The following is a 13,975-nucleotide window of genomic DNA, read 5'->3' on the forward strand; positions in this document are numbered from 1 at the left end:
GGCGGCGAGCGCGGTCACGCCGGCCGCCACCGCCGTGGCGGAGCGGCCCAGCAGGGCCCGCCGCCCCGGGTCGTGGGTGAGGGAACGGCCCACCTGCAGTTCGGTCCGGGCGGCCTCCATCAGTCGGGTCGTGTTCGAATTCTTCATGGTCGTGTTTCCTCGTCGATCGCCCGGACGCAAAGGCCCCGGCGGCGGGTCATGGCGCGTGGTGCGCACAGGGGTTCACACAAAACTGTACCGATCGGTCGGTAGAGTAGCGAGCGCATCGCGCCGCTGTCAAGGCGAACGCGGCCCTCGTTTACCCGGCCGCGACGAGAAGCGTGGTACTGTATTTACGAACAGTATCTTTTCGCCCCCTCCTGCTTCCCCTTCCATGGCCGAACCGCGCCTGACACGCCACCACCGTGCCCGCCTGCTGCAGATCTGGCGCTCGGCGGGCTGGCCCTGCCGGGACGGCATCGAGCTCGACCTGCTGGCTGCGCAATGGCTCTGCGTGCACACCACGCCCGAGGGCCGCGACACGCTGCGACTCACCGCCGCCGGCATCGAGGTGCTGGCCGATGCGCGCCGGCGTGGCGCGCGCGAACTCGGCGCGCACGACCGCCTGGCACAGAAGTTCGCCGAGCACCTGATGCGCGCGGGCCGCATCGTCTGGCGCGAGCTGTCCCTGCGCGCCGCCATCGACGCGCCACCGCCCGAGCCGCCCGTGCCGGAGCAACCCCCCGCCGTGCCCACGCTGTGGCAGGACCCCGGCACGGGCCACGCCGCGCCCGCCGGCGTGTGGCGCATCGCGCGGCCCGACCTCTACTCGGTGCGCAACACCAGCGTCGAGGCCTATCTGCAGCCCATGGTCCACGAGGTGAAGGCGACGCGGGCCGATCTGCTGTCCGACCTGCGGCACGCCGCCAAACGGCAGGCCTACCAGTGGCTGTGCAGCGAGTGCCACTATGTGTTCCCGGTGGCGGTGGCGCAGCCCGAGGAAATCCCCGAGGCCTTCGGCGTCTGGGTGCTGCACGGCGACCTGGAAGACGGTCACTTCGAGCAACTGCGCCCCGCGCGCCACGCCCGCTGCACGCTGCCCTTCGCGGTCTGGCTGGCGCTGGCCCGGGCCACGCCGCTGCGCAGCGACAGCGACATCGACGGCGCGCAGGCTCTGCTGGGCGATGCCGGAGCGAGCCTGCCGTGAATCGCCGCTACACCGTCGCCGTGCGCGAGCTCTGCGAGTTCGCGGCCAAGCAGGGCGACCTCGACCTGCGCTTCACGCCCGCGCCCAGCGCGCTGGAAGGCATGGCCGGCCACGCGCTGGTGGCCGCGCGCCGCGGCCCGGGCTATCAGACCGAACTCAGCCTGCAGGGCGACCACGGCGCGCTGCGGGTGCGCGGCCGCGCCGACGGCTACGACCCGGCGCGGCAACGGCTCGAGGAGGTGAAGACCCACAAGGGCCGGCTCGACCGCCAGCCGCCCTCGCACCGCCAGCTGCATTGGGCCCAGGCCAAGATCTACGGCTGGCTGCTCTGCCGACAGCAGGACCTGGCGGCGCTGGACATCGCGCTGGTCTACCTCGACATCGGCAGCCAGCAGGAGACCGTGTTCACCGAGCGCTGCAGCGCCGGCGAGCTGCGGCAGCATTTCGAGCAGCAGTGCGAGCGCTTCCTGGCCTGGGCCGAGCAGCAGCTGGCACATCGCGGCGCACGCGACGCCGCACTGCAAGCGCTGGCCTTCCCCTTCGACGGCTTCCGCGCCGGCCAGCGCCCGCTGGCCGAAGCCGTCTACAAGGCGGCGAACGCCGGTCGCTGCCTGCTCGCACAGGCGCCCACCGGCATCGGCAAGACCCTGGGCACGCTGTTCCCGCTGCTCAAGGCGGCCCCGGGGGCGAAACTGGACAAACTGTTCTTCCTGGCCGCCAAGACCTCGGGCCGCCAGCTCGCGCTCGACGCGCTGGCGCGCCTGGCCGTCGGCCCGCTGCGGGTGCTGGAACTGGTGGCCCGCGACAAGGCCTGCGAGCACCCCGACAAGGCCTGTCACGGCGAGTCCTGCCCGCTCGCCCGCGGCTTCTACGACCGGCTGCCGGACGCCCGTGCCGCAGCACTGGCGCCGTGCGGCAGCACGGTGATGCTGCAGCAGGACCGGGTGCGCGAGGTGGCGCGCCAGCACACGGTCTGCCCCTACTACCTGAGCCAGGAGCTGGTGCGCTGGGCCGACGTGGTGGTGGGCGACTACCACTACTACTTCGATCTCGGCGCGCTGCTGCACGGCCTGGCGCAGGCCAACCTGTGGCGGGTGGGGCTGCTGGTCGACGAGGCACACAACCTGGTGGAGCGCGGACGCCGGATGTACAGCGCCGAACTGCGGCCCGACACGCTGGCCGAGGCCCGCCGCTCCGTCACGGCGCAGACCGTCCCGGCGCTGAAGAAGGCGCTCGACAAGCTGCGCCGCTGCTGGGCCGCCCTCGACCGGGGCCCATCGCTGCCCTACCAGGTGCATGCCGCCTTCCCCGTGCCGCTGAAGGCCGCGCTGCAACTGGCCTGTGCCGCGATCGGCGAGCACGACGCCGAGCATCCACAGACGCAGGACACTGCGCTGCGGGCCTTCCACTTCGAGGCGTTGCAACTGCTGCGCCTCGCCGAACTGCTGGACACCCACTCGCTGCTCGATGTCACCCGGCCGCCGGCCGGCGCCGGGGCGCGCCGCGCCGCGCCGTCGACGCTGTGCATCCGCAACCTGGTGCCGGCGCCCTTCCTGGCGCCGCGCCTGGCCGCGGCCCACACGAGCACGCTGTTCTCGGCCACGCTGCAGCCCAGGCACTACTACGCCGACCTGCTGGGCCTGCCGGCCGACCACGCCGTCATCGACGTGGTCTCGCCGTTCCAGCCCGGCCAGCTGCGGGTCGAGATCGCGCGCCACATCTCCACCCGCTACCGGCACCGCGCGGCCTCGCTGGACCCGATCGTGGCGCTGATCGCCCGCGAATTCGAGGCGCGGCCGGGCAACTACCTCGCCTTCTTCAGCAGCTACGACTACCTCGAGCAGGTGGCCGATCGGCTGGCCGTCCGCCATCCTCAGCTGCCGAGCTGGCGCCAGTCGCGGCGCATGCCGGAGGCCGAACGGCAGCGCTTCCTGGCGCGCTTCGCCGACGCGGGCCAGGGCATCGGCTTCGCGGTGCTGGGCGGCGCATTCTCCGAGGGCATCGACCTGCCGGGCCGGCGCCTGATCGGCGCCTTCCTGTCCACACTCGGCCTGCCGCAGGTCAACCCGGTCAACGAGCAGATCCGCGCCCGCATGCAGGCGATGTTTGGCGCCGGCGATGACTACACCTACCTCTACCCAGCCTGCAGAAGGTGGTGCAGGCCGCGGGCCGGGTGATCCGCACGCCCGAGGACCGCGGCGTGGTCCACCTGATCGACGACCGCTACGCACGGCGCGAAGTCCAGGCGCTGCTGCCGGCCTGGTGGATGCTGACACCGAGCCAACGCCTGCCAGCGAAAACCTATCCTTTCGGGTAGTGCCGTTTGCCGGCCGATGCGGAAAATGCATCGGCAGACGAACGGGTCGATGCGCCAGGAGCGCAGCGGCACGGCAAGGCACCGAGCATGCCCGCTGAGATTCGCCTGAACCCGCAACCGAGTTCATTGGTGGAGAACAGCATGGGCCTTCCAACCGCCGTCGTCGTCGGCGTGGGTGTCGAGCAGGGCGTGGGCGGCGCGGTCTGCCGGCGCTTCGCTGCCGAGGGCTACCACGTCCTCGCGGCGGGGCACACCGCCGCCAAGATCGGCCAGGTGGTCGACGCCATCCGCGCGACCGGCGGCAGCGCGCAGGCCGTCGTCACCGACACCACCTCGGAAACCGATGTCGAGCGGCTGTTCGACCTGGCCATGACGCCGGGTGCGGGCCGCGAACCGGCCGATCTGGTGGTGTTCAACGCCGGCAACAACCAGGTGATCGATTTCCGCACGCTCACCGCGGCGCAGTTCGAGAGCTTCTGGCGCGTCGGCTGCTTCGGCGGCTTCCTGGTCGGCCGCGAGGCGGCGCGGCGCCTGGCACCGCTGGGGCGCGGCACGGTGATCTTCACCGGCGCCTCGGGCAGCCTGCGCGGCAAGCCGGGCTTCGCCCACTTCGCTGCGGCCAAGGCCGGGCTGCGCATGCTGAGCCAGAGCATGGCGCGCGAGTTCGGCCCGCTGGGTCTCCACGTGGCCCACGTCGTGATCGACGGCGGCATCAACGGCGAGCGCCTGCGCAGCGTGATGCCGAAGATGGTGGCGCAGCGCGGCGAGGACGGCCTGCTCGACGTCGATGCGATCGCCGAGACCTACTGGCAGCTCCACCGCCAGCCCCGCAGCGCCTGGGCGCAGGAGATCGACCTGCGCCCCTACAAGGAATCGTTCTGAGCCCCCGTGCGCGCACACCCGTGTCGCGCTTGATCGTCAATGTTCGTCACAACAGGAGACCCGCTTGAAACTGCTCAATTCCTTTGGCCCCAATCCCCGCATGGTGCGGATGTTCATGGCCGAGAAGAAGATCTCGATCCCGTTCCAGGACTTCGACATCCTCGGCGGCGAGAACCGCAAGGACCCGTATCTCGCCAAGAACCCGGCCGGCCAGACGCCGAGCCTGGAGCTCGACGACGGCCGCGTCATCGCGGAGACGGTGGCGATCTGCGAGTACCTCGAGGAACTGCACCCGACGCCGGCGCTGATCGGCAACACGCCGGTGGAACGCGCCGAGGCGCGCATGGCCCTGCGGCGCGCCGAGCTCAACGCCTGCGAGCATCTCTACAACGCCTTCCGCTTCGGGCCCGGGCTGCCGCTGTTCAAGGACCGCGTGCGCTGCCTGCCCGACGCCGCCGACGGCCTCAAGGCCAAGGGCCTGGACGGCGTGGCGCTGGTGGATACGCTGCTGAAGGGCAAGTCCTACCTGTGCGGCGAGCGCGTCACGCTGGGCGACCTGGTGCTGTACTGCTGCCTCGACTTCTGCATGTCCACCGGCCTGCAGGTCGACCCGGCGCTCAAGAACGTGACCGCGTGGCTGGCGCGCATGAACGCGCGGCCCAGTGCCACCGCCTCGCTGTCGCCGGGCTGGCAGGAGATCGGCATGCGCGGCTGAAGCGCGCGCGCGAGAAGCAAGTTGCCTGGAGCAGCGGGGGCGTCGCTTCAGGCCGTGCCCGGGGCGGAGACGAGGATGGACTGCGCCATCTTCTTCACCGCCTCGCCGCCGCCGCCGAGCTGCAGCGGCTCGGGAATGACGATGCCGCGCTGCACCGCAGGCCGCGCCGCGATGGTGTCCAGCCAGCGCCGCAGGTGCGGCAGATCGTCGATGCTCACGCCGGCCCAGTCGTACAGCGACACCCAGGACCAGTTGGCGATGTCGGCGATGGAGTAGTCACCGGCCAGGAACTCGTGGTCGGCCAGCCGACCGTCGAGCACACGGTAGAGACGCTTGGTCTCGCTCTGGTAGCGCTCGATGGCATAGGGGATCTTCTCGGGCGCGTAGCGGTGGAAGACGTTCGCCTGGCCCTGCATCGGACCGATGCCGCCCATCTGGAACATCAGCCACTGGATGACGAGCGAACGCCCCTTCACGTCGGCAGGCAGGAAGCGGCCGTGCTTCTCCGCGAGGTAGATCAGGATCGCGCCGGACTCGAACACCGCGAAGTCGCCCGCACTGCGGTCGACGATCGCCGGGATGCGACCGTTCGGGTTGATGGACAGGAAGGCCGGCGTCTTCTGGTCCTGCTTCTGCAGCGACAGCGGATGCACCGTGTACGGCACCCCCAGTTCCTCGAGCAGGATGCTGGCCTTCCAGCCGTTGGGCGTGGCCGAGGTGTAGAGATCGATCATGCAGTGCGCTCCGTGCCGACTAGGGCGGGGTCGGCTGTGAAGTCACGATAGCCTGACTGCGCACGTAGTGCTGGAGTGCCACGAGATCGTCGTCCGTGAGGTCGGGGTATTTCGGCATGCCGCGCTGCACCAGGGCGCCTTCGAGTACGGTCCGCAACGCCTTCAGGTCCAGCAGCATCGGCGAGGCACGCAGGTCCGGCGCATAGCCTCCCGACACCGCGCCGGCGCTGTGGCACCAGACGCAGGTGCTGGCGTAGAGCGCACGGCCACGATCGACCAGCTTCTCGTCGGGCTTGAAATCCGCCGGCACGATGGGCCGGACGAACACGGGCTTGCCCACGTCGGGCATCGGCAGCTTGCCGTCGAGCGCGAAAGTCAGCAACTGCCGCGTCTGGCCGCCAAAGCCCCAGCCGTACTGCGCCATCGAGCTGCCGCCACCGAGCGACATGCCGGCACCGCCCCAGCCGACGAGCAGCGACACGTACTGCCGGCCGCCCACCGAGTAGGTGACCGGCGGCGCGCTGATGCCGGACCCGACGTGCACCGACCACAGCTGCCTGCCGTCGCGCGCGTCGTAGGCGATGAACGTGCCGTCGATGCGGCCCTGGAACACCAGGTTGCCCGCGGTGGTCATGGTGCCGGGGTTCCAGTAGTTCGGCTGGGCCACCTCCCACGCCTTCTTCTGCTTCACCGGGTCCCAGGCCAGCAGCGAGCTCACCCCGGCGTCCTTGGGGATGTCGCTGCCCAGGCCGATGTCGACCGCGACATCGAGCTGGCCGAAGTTCTCGGGCTTGCGCCAGTCGACGATCCGCACGCCCGTGTCGGTGAACAGCGCGGGCAGTTCGACCTTGGGGATGTAGACCAGCCCGGTCTTCGGATTGAAGGACATGGCATGCCAGTTGTGGGCCCCGTAGACGCTGGGCCATACCAGCTCCGAGCCGTCCTCGTAGCGCGCGCCCTCGGCCTCGATCGGCCGCCCGGTCTTCATGTCGATGCCGGTCGCCCAGGTCACCTTGGCGATCTTCTCGGCCGACAGCAGCTTGCCGTTCTTGCGGTCGATGACATAGAAGAAGCCGTTCTTCGGCGCATGCAGCAGCACCTTGCGCGGTCCGCCGCCCGGCCGCAGCTTCAGGTCGGCCAGCACCATGTCCATGCTGGAGTTGTAGTCCCAGGTCTCGCCGGGCACGGTCTGGTAGTGCCACTTGTACTTGCCGGTCCGTGCGTCCAGCGCCACGATCGAGCAGAGGAACAGGTTGTCGCCGCCGTCCGGGCTGCGCACCTTCCGGTTCCACGGACCGCCGTTGCCGGTGCCGATCAGGATCTGGTCGTACTCGGGGTCGTAGGTGAGGCCGTTCCACACCTGGCCGCCGCCGCCGTGCTTCCACCACTCGCCGGTCCAGGTCTTGGCCGCCATCGCCTGGGCCTCGTCCTCGAAGCCGTCGGCGGGATTGCCCGGCACCACGTAGAACTTCCACGCCAGCTTGCCGCTGTCCACGTGGTACGCACTGACGAAGCCGCGGCCCGCGCCGAACTCGGAGCCTCCGTTGCCGACGATCACCAGGTCGCGGAAGGCCTTCGGGTGACCGGAGATGTAGAGCGGTCGCTTCGGGTCGAAGGTCTGGGTGCTCCACAGCTTCTGGCCGGTCTTCGCGTCCAGGCCGATCAGCCGCCCGTCGATGGTCGCGATGACCAGCTTGCCCTTCCAGTAGGCCAGCCCGCGGCTGGAGTCCCACATGGCACGCAGGCGTTCGCCGCCAGCGTGCTTGATCGACTCCGGGTCGTACTCCCACAGCAGCTTGCCGGTCGCGGCGTCCACCGCGCGGGTCTTGCTCCAGCTGCCGGTGAAGTACATGACGCCGTCGACGATCAGCGGCGTCGACAGCAGAGAGCGGTCTTCGGGCAGCGCCATCGACCACGCGAGCCCGAGCCGCCCCACGTTGCCGGCATGGACCTGCGCCAGCGGGCTGTAGCGCTGCTCGCTGTAGTTGCGGCCGTAGGCCAGCCAGTTCGCACCCTGCTTCGGGTCGCTCAGGGCCGCGTCGTTCACCTCGGTGCCGGCGGCTGCCGACGGGGCGGACAGCCCGCAGGCCAGGCTCAGGGTCACGACCAGCCGGGCAACCAGCGCTGCGGGTGAGGGGGCGGGGCGTCGGTGCATCGTGCAGGTCTCCTTGGGCGTGCGCGATGATCCCGGCCCGCGTCGCCGCAGGCCACTACCCGCGAGGGTAGTTTTCCACCCGGGTGGGTAGGCTTGAACGCCTGATCCATGGCGACGCGGCGCGCGCGCCGGCGGGCTCAGTGCCGGGCCGCCCAGCGCGCCACGATCGCGTGCAGCGCGTCCAGCCCGTCGGTCAGCGCGGCCGGGCCCGGCTGCAGGATCAGCGGCGACTTGATCTCGTGCAGCTCGCGGTCGCGCACCGCGGGCACTTGGTCCCAGCCGGCACGGGCGGCCACCTTCTCGGGGCGGAACTTCTTGCCGCACCACGAGCCGATGACGATGTCGGGCGCGCGCGGGATCACCTCGTCGGGCGTCGCGAGGATGCGGTCGCGCGCCAGGCTCGCCACGGCGCGCTCGGGAAAGATGTCGTCGCCGCCCGCGATGCCCACCAGCTCGCTGACCCAGCGGATGCAGCTGATCTGCGGCTCGTCCCACTCCTCGAAGTAGACGCGCGGGCGGCGCGGCAGCTGCGCGGCGGCCTGCCGCACGCGCTCCACGCGCGCGGCCAGCGCGTCAGCATAGGCCTCGGCCCGGTGCGCCGCGCCGACCATCGCGCCGAGCCGGCGCACATAACCCAGGATGCCGTCGACCGAGCGGTGGTTGCTGATCCACACCTCCACGCCGCGCTGGATCAGCTCGCGGGCGATGTCGGCCTGGATGTCGGAGAAGCCGATCGCCAGGTCGGGCTGCAGCGCCAGGATCGGCTCGAGCTTCGCGCTGGTGAAGGCCGACACCTTGGGCTTCTCCTGGCGCGCGCGCGGGGCCGCACGGTGAAGCCGGAGATGCCGACGATGCGGTGCGCCTCGCCCAGCGCGTAGAGCACCTCGGTGGGCTCCTCGGTCAGGCAGACGATGCGTTCGGGAAAGCGGGCGGGCATGAGCCTCATTGTCGCGGCCGGCCCGCGCCGGGCGGCGCGCCGCTCACATGCTGCGCCGGTACTGCCCACCCACCTCGAACAGCGCGGTGGTGATCTGCCCCAGCGAGCACACCCGCACCGCGTCCATCAGCACCTCGAACACGTTGCCGTTGTCGATCACGGTCTGCTGCAGCCGCGCCAGCATCGCCGGCGACTCGGCCGCGTGGCGGGCGTGGAAGTCGGCCAGGCGCTGCAGCTGCGACTGCTTCTCCTCGTCGGTGGAGCGCGCCAGCTCGATGTGGCCGGGCGTCGGGTCGCCGTGCGGGTTGCGGAAGGTGTTCACGCCGATGATCGGGTACTCGCCGGTGTGCTTGAGCATCTCGTAGTGCATGCTCTCCTCCTGGATCTTGCCGCGCTGGTAGCCGGTCTCCATCGCGCCGAGCACGCCGCCGCGCTCGGAGATCTTCTCGAACTCGGCCAGCACCGCCTCCTCCACCAGCTCGGTCAGCTCGTCGATGATGAAGGCGCCCTGGTTGGGGTTCTCGTTCTTCGCCAGGCCCCACTCGCGGTTGATCACGAGCTGGATCGCCATCGCGCGGCGCACGCTCTCCTCGGTGGGCGTGGTGATCGCCTCGTCGTAGGCGTTGGTGTGCAGCGAGTTGCAGTTGTCGTAGATCGCGATCAGCGCCTGCAGCGTGGTGCGGATGTCGTTGAAGGCGATCTCCTGCGCGTGCAGGCTGCGGCCGCTGGTCTGCACGTGGTACTTGAGCTTCTGGCTGCGCTCGTTGGCGCCGTAGCGGTCGCGCATCGCCACCGCCCAGATGCGCCGCGCCACGCGGCCCATCACGGTGTACTCCGGGTCCATGCCGTTGCTGAAGAAGAAGCTCAGGTTCGGCGCGAAGTCGTCGATGTGCATGCCGCGCGCCAGGTAGGCTTCCACGAAGGTGAAGCCGTTGGAGAGCGTGAAGGCCAGCTGCGAGATGGGGTTCGCGCCGGCCTCGGCGATGTGGTAGCCGCTGATGCTCACCGAGTAGAAGTTGCGCACGTCGTGGTGCACGAAGTACTCGGCGATGTCGCCCATCACCTTCAGGCTGAACTCGGTGCTGAAGATGCAGGTGTTCTGGCCCTGGTCTTCCTTCAGGATGTCGGCCTGCACCGTGCCGCGCACGTTGGCCAGCGCCCATTCGCGGATCTTGGCGGCCTCGGTGTCGGTCGGCTCGCGGCCGTTCTCGGCCGCGAACTTCTCCAGGTTCTGGTCGATGGCGGTGTTCATGAACATCGCCAGGATCGACGGCGCCGGGCCATTGATCGTCATGCTCACCGAGGTGCTGGGGTTGGTGAGGTCGAAGCCCGAGTACAGCACCTTCAGGTCGTCGAGCGTCGCGATGCTGACGCCCGAGTTGCCGACCTTGCCGTAGATGTCGGGCCGCAGGTCGGGGTCGTGGCCGTACAGCGTGACCGAGTCGAAGGCGGTCGACAGCCGCTTGGCCGGCATGCCCTCGCTCACCAGCTTGAAGCGCCGGTTGGTGCGGAAGGCGTCGCCCTCGCCGGCGAACATGCGCGTCGGGTCCTCGCCCTCGCGCTTGAACGCGAAGGTGCCGGCGCTGTACGGAAAGCTGCCCGGCACGTTGTCGAGCATCAGCCACTGCAGGATCTCGCCGTGGTCCTCGTAGCGCGGCAGCGCCACCTTGCGGATCTTGTTGCCCGACAGCGTGGTGTGGGTGAGCGTGGTGCGGATCTCCTTGTCGCGGATCTTCACCACGTATTCGTCGCCGGCATAGGCCTTCTGCAGGTCGGGCCACATGGCGAGCAGCTTCTTCGCGCGCGGGTCGAGCCGCGCCTCGCGGCTCACGGCCTGTTCCTCGAGCGCGTCGCGCGCCTTGTACTTGTCGGGGATGGCCTCGTGCAGCATGCGCGAGCTCGCCCGCAGCTGCTGGATCTCGCGGGCCAGGCGCGCCTGCTCGCGGGCGTGCCGCTTGTAGCCGCGCACGGTCTCGGAGATGTCGGCCAGGTAGCGCACGCGCGCGCCCGGCACGATCGGCGTCTGGTGGGTGCTGTGGCGCGTGCTCACCGCCGGCAACCGCCCCTCGCGCACCGGCAGGCCCAGGCCGGCCAGCCGCTGCTTCAGCGACTGGTAGAGCGAGGTCACGCCGTCGTCGTTGAAGCGGCTGGCCATGGTGCCGAACACCGGCATCTCCTCGGGCCGCTGCTTCCAGGCCTCCTGGTTGCGCTGCACCTGCTTGGCCACGTCGCGCAGCGCGTCGGGCGCGCCCTTGCGGTCGAACTTGTTGATCGCCACGAACTCGGCGAAGTCGAGCATGTCGATCTTCTCGAGCTGGCTGGCGGCGCCGTACTCCGGCGTCATCACGTACATCGGCACGTCGACCAGCGGCACGATGGCGGCGTCGCCCTGGCCGATGCCGGAGGTCTCGACGATCACCAGGTCGAAGCCGGCCACCTTGGCCGCCGCCAGCACCTCGGGCAGCGCGGCGCTGATCTCGCTGCCGGTGTCGCGCGTGGCCAGGCTGCGCATGAAGACTCTCGGGCCCTGGCTCCACGGCCCGATCGCGTTCATGCGGATGCGGTCGCCCAGCAGCGCGCCGCCGCTCTTGCGGCGCGACGGGTCGATGGAGATCACGGCGACGCGCAGCGCGTCGTCCTGGTCGAGGCGCAGGCGGCGGATCAGTTCGTCGGTGAGGCTGGACTTGCCGGCACCACCGGTGCCGGTGATGCCGAGCACCGGCACGTGGCACGCCTGGGCCTTCGCGTGCAGCGCCTGCACCAGCGCCGGGTCGGCCCGGCCGTTCTCCAGCGCGGTGATCAGCTGGGCCAGCGCGCGCCAGGCGCCTTCGGCGTGGCCCTGCAGCGCGTCCAGCGTCTTTGGCGCATGCGGCGACAGGTCGCGGTCGCAGCGCATCACCATCTCGCCGATCATCCCCTGCAGGCCCATGCGCTGGCCGTCCTCGGGGCTGAAGATGCGCACGCCGCTATCGGCCAGGTCGCGGATCTCGGCCGGCACGATGACGCCGCCGCCACCGCCGAACACCTGGATGTGCTCGCCGCCGCGCGCCTTCAGCAGCTCGACCATGTACTTGAAGTACTCGACGTGGCCGCCCTGGTAGGAGCTGATCGCGATGCCCTGGGCGTCTTCCTGCAGCGCCGCGGTCACCACCTCGTCGACCGAGCGGTTGTGGCCCAGGTGGATCACCTCGGCGCCCATGCCCATCAGGATGCGCCGCATGATGTTGATCGCGGCGTCGTGGCCGTCGAACAGGCTCGCGGCGGTGACGAAGCGCACCCGGTTCGTCGGGCGGTACTCGGCCAGGGCCTTGAACTCGGCGGACAGGTCGGTCATCGCGGGTCTCCTTGCTGCGGGCGCCCGGCGGGGGGTCCGCGGGCCGGGATCGATGCCTGATTTTCCGCGGGCGGGCGGGCCGGCGACATGCCCCGAGCCGTCAAGTGCCGCGCTCGTTTTTGCCACCCGCGGCAGCGCCCTACACTGGCCCCCGGAACATGGACAAGGACACCGTCTCGATCTATTTCGTGCGGGCCGCGCTGGCGCATCTTGCACCCGAGGCGCTGCCCGCGGTGCTGCGCGCGGCCGGCATCCCGGCCGAGATGCTGGCCCACCGCCAGGCGCGCGTGCCGGCCCGGGCCTTCGCGGCGCTGTGGCTGGCCGTCGCGCACCAGCTCGACGACGAATTCTTCGGCCTCGACGCGCGCCGCATGAAGGTCGGCAGCTTCGCCTGATGTGCCATGCGGTGCTGCACTGCGGCACGCTCGGCCGGGCCCTGCGCCGCTGCCTGCGCAGCTTCTCGGCCTTCCTCGACGACCTGCACGGCGAGCTGGCGGTGGACGACGACCGGGCGGTGATCACGCTGCACAACCGCATCGCCGACCCGGCCGACCGCCGCTTCGCCGAGGAGACCTACCTGGTGATGCTGCACGGCCTGATGTGCTGGCTGATCGGGCGGCGCATCCAGCTCGCCCACATCGCCTTCGGCCACGCGCTGCCCGAGGAAGCGCGCGAGTACCGCGTGATGTACGGCGAAGACCTGGCGTTCGGCGCCGAACGCACCACCATCGAGTTCGACGCCGCGCTGCTGGAGGCGCCGATCATCCAGACCGAGGCCACGCTGAAGAGCTTTTTGCGCTCGGCGCCGCAGTCGGTGTTCCTCAAGTACAAGAGCACCGACAGCTGGACCGCGCGCGTGCGGCGCCGGCTGCGCCGCTGCCTAGGCGGCCAGGCCGGCTGGCCGACGCTGGACGACCTGGCGCTCGAGTTCCACGTCGCCCGTCGACGCTGCGGCGCCGGCTGGAGGCCGAGGGTGGCACCTACCAGAGCGCCAAGGACGACCTGCGGCGCGATGCGGCGATCCACCACCTGTGCCACAGCCGGCTCAGCATCGCCGAGATCTCCACGCTGCTCGGCTTCCAGGAGCCCAGCGCCTTCCACCGCGCCTTCAAGAAATGGACCGGGTCGCAGCCGGGCGAGTACCGCGCGTTGCGTGCCGACGGCATGTCGGCGCCGGGCGCCGACGCCACCGCGCGGCGGCCGGCCACCGCCCCGGCACTGCTCAGCGGTTGACGTCGACCACGGTGCGTCCGCGCACCTTGCCGTCCAGCAGGCCGGGCGAATAGGCGATCACCTCGGACAGCCCGATCTCCTGCGTCATCTGCGCCAGCTGGTCGCTGCGCACATGCTGCGCCAGCAGCTCCCAGGCGAGGCGCCGCGTGGCCTCGTCGACGCGCATGCAGTTGATGCCGTACAGCGTGATGCCGCGCAGGATGAAGGGCATCACCGTGCCGGGCAGGTCGCTGCCCTGGGCCAGGCCGCAGGCGGTCACCGCGCCGTGCCACTGCGTCTGCGCGCAGGCGTTGACCAGCGTGTGGCTGCCCACCGTGTCCACCACGCCGGCCCAGCGCTCGCTCTGCAGCGGCTTGCCGGGCGACGACAGTTCCGCCCGGTCGAGGATCGCCGCGGCGCCGAGGAAGCGCAGGTACTCGGCCTCCGCCGGCCGCCCGGTCGACGCGACCACCCGGAAGCCCAGCCCGGCCAGCAGCGCGACC

At 70.5% G+C, this 13,975-nt stretch carries 8 protein-coding genes and 3 pseudogenes; 6 read left to right on the top strand and 5 right to left on the bottom strand.

Going from position 1 to position 13,975, the window contains the following annotated elements; all coding sequences use genetic code 11:
- Positions 1 to 373 precede the first annotated feature (373 nt).
- From x551_RS11785 to x551_RS11800, 4 genes and pseudogenes are all read left to right on the top strand, one after another.
- Positions 374 to 1,186 carry a hypothetical protein gene (locus x551_RS11785; protein WP_036233796.1) on the top strand — a complete coding sequence of 271 codons (813 nt, stop codon included), beginning with the start codon at positions 374 to 376 and terminating at the stop codon, positions 1,184 to 1,186.
- Positions 1,183 to 3,503 (top strand): annotated as a pseudogene (locus tag x551_RS11790) (ATP-dependent DNA helicase). Before x551_RS11785 ends, x551_RS11790 begins: the two are co-directional and overlap by 4 nt.
- A 141-nt stretch (positions 3,504 to 3,644) precedes the next feature.
- Positions 3,645 to 4,385, top strand: a complete 741-nt coding sequence (locus tag x551_RS11795) for an SDR family NAD(P)-dependent oxidoreductase (protein WP_036233801.1) — start codon at positions 3,645 to 3,647, stop codon at positions 4,383 to 4,385.
- 64 nt (positions 4,386 to 4,449) lie between these two features.
- Positions 4,450 to 5,100 (top strand): glutathione S-transferase family protein, encoded by a 651-nt coding sequence (locus x551_RS11800; protein WP_011828507.1) that lies wholly within the window; start codon positions 4,450 to 4,452, stop codon positions 5,098 to 5,100.
- Positions 5,101 to 5,147: 47 nt separating this feature from the next.
- Here x551_RS11800 and x551_RS11805 read toward each other — a convergent pair whose 3' ends face one another.
- The 4 genes and pseudogenes from x551_RS11805 to icmF all read right to left on the bottom strand — a co-directional run bounded on the left by x551_RS11805 (position 5,148) and on the right by icmF (position 12,260).
- Positions 5,148 to 5,834, bottom strand: a complete 687-nt coding sequence (locus x551_RS11805; RefSeq protein WP_011828506.1) for a glutathione S-transferase N-terminal domain-containing protein — start codon at positions 5,832 to 5,834, stop codon at positions 5,148 to 5,150.
- A 19-nt stretch (positions 5,835 to 5,853) separates the two neighbouring features.
- Positions 5,854 to 7,989, bottom strand: coding sequence for a PQQ-dependent dehydrogenase, methanol/ethanol family (locus tag x551_RS11810; RefSeq protein ID WP_011828505.1), 2,136 nt, complete (start codon positions 7,987 to 7,989; stop codon positions 5,854 to 5,856).
- Positions 7,990 to 8,126: 137 nt separating this feature from the next.
- Positions 8,127 to 8,935: pseudogene (locus x551_RS11815) on the bottom strand (ABC transporter substrate-binding protein).
- A 34-nt stretch (positions 8,936 to 8,969) separates the two neighbouring features.
- Positions 8,970 to 12,260: a fused isobutyryl-CoA mutase/GTPase IcmF gene (gene icmF, locus x551_RS11820; protein ID WP_011828503.1), complete on the bottom strand. Its 3,291-nt coding sequence runs from the start codon at positions 12,258 to 12,260 to the stop codon at positions 8,970 to 8,972.
- Between the two features lie 263 nt (positions 12,261 to 12,523).
- Between icmF and x551_RS27340 the strand changes: the two are divergent.
- A pseudogene (locus x551_RS27340) lies at positions 12,524 to 12,960 on the top strand (AraC family transcriptional regulator ligand-binding domain-containing protein); the annotation flags it as partial.
- Complete coding sequence (locus x551_RS27345; RefSeq protein ID WP_253950361.1) at positions 12,861 to 13,493, top strand: helix-turn-helix domain-containing protein; 633 nt, start codon at positions 12,861 to 12,863, stop codon at positions 13,491 to 13,493. The pseudogene x551_RS27340 and the gene x551_RS27345, both read left to right, overlap by 100 nt.
- Here x551_RS27345 and x551_RS11830 read toward each other — a convergent pair.
- A partial coding sequence (locus tag x551_RS11830) for a zinc-binding dehydrogenase (protein WP_036248648.1) occupies positions 13,483 to 13,975 on the bottom strand: 493 nt, incomplete at its 5' end. The genes x551_RS27345 and x551_RS11830 overlap by 11 nt on opposite strands.

This window comes from Methylibium sp. T29, from assembly GCF_000576205.1.
Classification (GTDB): domain Bacteria; phylum Pseudomonadota; class Gammaproteobacteria; order Burkholderiales; family Burkholderiaceae_C; genus Methylibium; species Methylibium petroleiphilum.

Bases quoted from the DNA above. Each gene is read 5' to 3' on its own strand.
- x551_RS11785 (WP_036233796.1), top strand. From the start codon at position 374: ATGGCCGAACCGCGCCTGACACGCCACCACCGTGCCCGCCTGCTGCAG.
- x551_RS11795 (WP_036233801.1), top strand. From the start codon at position 3,645: ATGGGCCTTCCAACCGCCGTCGTCGTCGGCGTGGGTGTCGAGCAGGGC.
- x551_RS11805 (WP_011828506.1), bottom strand. From the start codon at position 5,834: ATGATCGATCTCTACACCTCGGCCACGCCCAACGGCTGGAAGGCCAGC.
- x551_RS11810 (WP_011828505.1), bottom strand. From the start codon at position 7,989: ATGCACCGACGCCCCGCCCCCTCACCCGCAGCGCTGGTTGCCCGGCTG.
- icmF (WP_011828503.1), bottom strand. From the start codon at position 12,260: ATGACCGACCTGTCCGCCGAGTTCAAGGCCCTGGCCGAGTACCGCCCG.